At 49.6% G+C, this 2291-nt stretch carries 5 protein-coding genes; 2 read left to right on the top strand and 3 right to left on the bottom strand.

Annotated features, from left to right (window positions below):
- A partial coding sequence (locus tag NA637_RS24730; RefSeq protein ID WP_256075200.1) for a tyrosine-type recombinase/integrase occupies positions 1–389 on the bottom strand: 389 nt, incomplete at its 3' end.
- The gene (locus tag NA637_RS24725; RefSeq protein ID WP_256075193.1) at positions 373–813 is read right to left on the bottom strand and encodes a phage integrase N-terminal SAM-like domain-containing protein; all 441 of its coding nucleotides are present in this window, start codon (positions 811–813) and stop codon (positions 373–375) included. The genes NA637_RS24725 and NA637_RS24730, both read right to left, overlap by 17 nt.
- 87 nt (positions 814–900) lie before the next feature.
- Here NA637_RS24725 and NA637_RS24720 point away from each other — a divergent pair, with 87 nt between their 5' ends.
- Together NA637_RS24720 and NA637_RS24715 are read left to right on the top strand one after the other, a co-directional pair.
- Positions 901–1065, top strand: a complete 165-nt coding sequence (locus NA637_RS24720) for a hypothetical protein (protein WP_256075190.1) — start codon at positions 901–903, stop codon at positions 1063–1065.
- Complete coding sequence (locus tag NA637_RS24715; RefSeq protein ID WP_256075188.1) at positions 1065–1535, top strand: hypothetical protein; 471 nt, start codon at positions 1065–1067, stop codon at positions 1533–1535. The genes NA637_RS24720 and NA637_RS24715 overlap by 1 nt, the downstream gene beginning before the upstream one ends.
- Positions 1536–2032: 497 nt before the next feature.
- Here the strand turns inward: NA637_RS24715 and NA637_RS24710 are convergent, their stop codons facing one another.
- Positions 2033–2221 (bottom strand): hypothetical protein, encoded by a 189-nt coding sequence (locus tag NA637_RS24710; protein ID WP_256075187.1) that lies wholly within the window; start codon positions 2219–2221, stop codon positions 2033–2035.
- Positions 2222–2291 lie beyond the last annotated feature (70 nt).

The raw sequence follows: 2291 nt of genomic DNA, 5'->3' as shown, positions 1-2291 counted from the left end.
AAACGGGGATCAATCGAAAGTCGCGAAGCCGGAAACATATACTGCCAGGCCCACTCCCTGGGCGCGCTCGGATACTTGCGAGCCAGCGCGAACGGCAGGTAAACCTCTCCGAGCCCCACCAGCAAATCCACTCGATGCTGCGCCCGCACCCGTTCGAGATGGAGCCGCAACCCCGGCAACAGCGCAGCCGGCAACAGCGTCACCCGATCCTTCATTCCTTTGCCGTCGCGCACCAGAATTTCGCTTCGCTCGAAATTCACATCCTTGACCCGCAAGCGGGTGGCCTCCATCAGGCGCAGACCCGAGCCATACAACAGCCCGACGACCAACGCGAGCTCTCCCTCGAAGTGCTGGAGCAGCCGCCGCGTCTCGTCACGCGACAGCACCACCGGCAAGCGCTCCGACCGCTTGGCCCGCACGACACCATCCAGCCAGGGCAACTGGATATCGAGCACCTGCTTGTAAAAGAAACAGCAAGGCAGCCAGTGCCTGATTCTGGATGGAGGCCGACACATTCCGCTCTACCGCAAGGTGGGTCAGAAACTGTTCGACTTCGACCGCGCCCATCTCCGCAGGGTGGCGAAGCTTGTGAAAGCGAATAAACGCCCGAGCCCATTGCACATAGGCGGATTCAGTACGAATGGAATAGTGCCTTACACGGATCTGCTCACGCAGCCGATCCAACAATCTGGGCTTGCCGTCCATGGTGTGCAGCTCCCGAATAAAAGCATTATCGCCAGAAAGGCTATCAATCCGGGCCAAACCATGGAACCGGCAAGAGAATGTTACGCACCATTTGGTGTGGTCGATCACACCAAATGGTGTCCAATAGTAGTTAGGCGAAAACTAAACTTAAGTATTAACTAGATAGCTTATATAAGCCCCACATGAGGAAGAAAAATGAGCACTAAAGACAACACGCAGTTAGCCTTTGAAAAAATTCACCAACTTGCGTTGCGCGAACTACAAAATGAATCGCTACCGATTAATACGCAAAAAATCCTTGAGGAGATTGTCGCGCTTAGTCGCTATCAATTTGACACTGAGAACAAGGCGAAAGACTAATGCTTTTGAAAACTTTCACAGTAGCATCATTAATACTTACGCTTACAGGCTGCTCTTCAACAACTACATTATGGACGCACCCCGAAAACGATTACAACATAACAACCAGAGACGAGGCATCATGTGCAATGGCAGCCGAATCTGGCACTCCAATTTATATCCCTAAACAACAATCAAACACAACGCACCACACAGGAACAGTGCAAACCAATCAAGGCAACTACCAATACAGCGGCACCTCTTATAATACAAACAACAATATAGACTTATCAGGCGCTTCATATCTTATCAAAAGAAATTCAATATTCGAGAACTGCATGGTTAGCAAAGGATATTCCAAGCAAATCATTGAAAACTCTCAATTCGACGGCAGTAAAATAAGAAACTGCAAATTGCCTAATGGCATGGAGTTCAAAACAACGATTCAAGCTTGCAAAAGTAGTAACGGCACAACTAGCGGCCTTTGGTAATCCTAACCCGAAAAGGCCGATAAAGAACATGAATAGGCAGTACGAGTAAACCCGTTATCACTAAGCCAGAAAAAGGGGACAGATTTATTTTTCGGCCCTGTTCGTGAGATGCGCTGCAAACTGTTTCTCGCGTCTCCGCTAACCTGACGTTTTTCCAAGCAATGGAGAGCACCACTATATGCCTAGGATGGGCCGTCTTGTTTTGCCGAACTACCCACACCATGTCGTCAGGAAAAAAAAGGGGACAGATTTATTTGGCTCCTTCTTGTTGCTCGGCGTCCCCCGCCACGCTTTCTTCGGCCCCACCAGCAGGTTTCGCTTTGCACGGCGAGTCATTTTCTCTTGTCTGGCCAAGAGAAAGTAACCAAAGAGAAGGCCACCCCGGCATCCAGGTCTGGCCTGCGGCCAGACTTCCCTCGCTCCGGTCCTGCTCCGGGGGACCGGCTTACAAGCAGTCCAGTAACCGTGTTGCACTCGGCTTCTGCAACCGCCCTTTTCTATGGCTGACCATTTTTTCTTGCAATGAAGCTTATATCTCCCTGGATAAACCTGTATCCCCAGTAAATCAACACTAAAAATAGCATAAGAACTTTCTTGTCATCTTGCCCGCCTATCGCTATAAACCAAACGATAAACAGCGTATAAGTTACGCTTGCTACAATGGCGATTCTATCTTTCTTGGTCATGACTCATTCTTTTCTTTAATGTTATTTGGTCAGGCCAGCTATAGCACCTGACGTTTAGTTAGTGCCCATC

This window comes from Stutzerimonas stutzeri (assembly GCF_024448935.1).
GTDB classification, from domain to species: Bacteria; Pseudomonadota; Gammaproteobacteria; order Pseudomonadales; family Pseudomonadaceae; genus Stutzerimonas; species Stutzerimonas stutzeri_AO.
The sequence above is the reverse complement of the archived record's forward strand: the minus strand, read 5'-3'. Positions and strand labels throughout refer to the sequence as shown.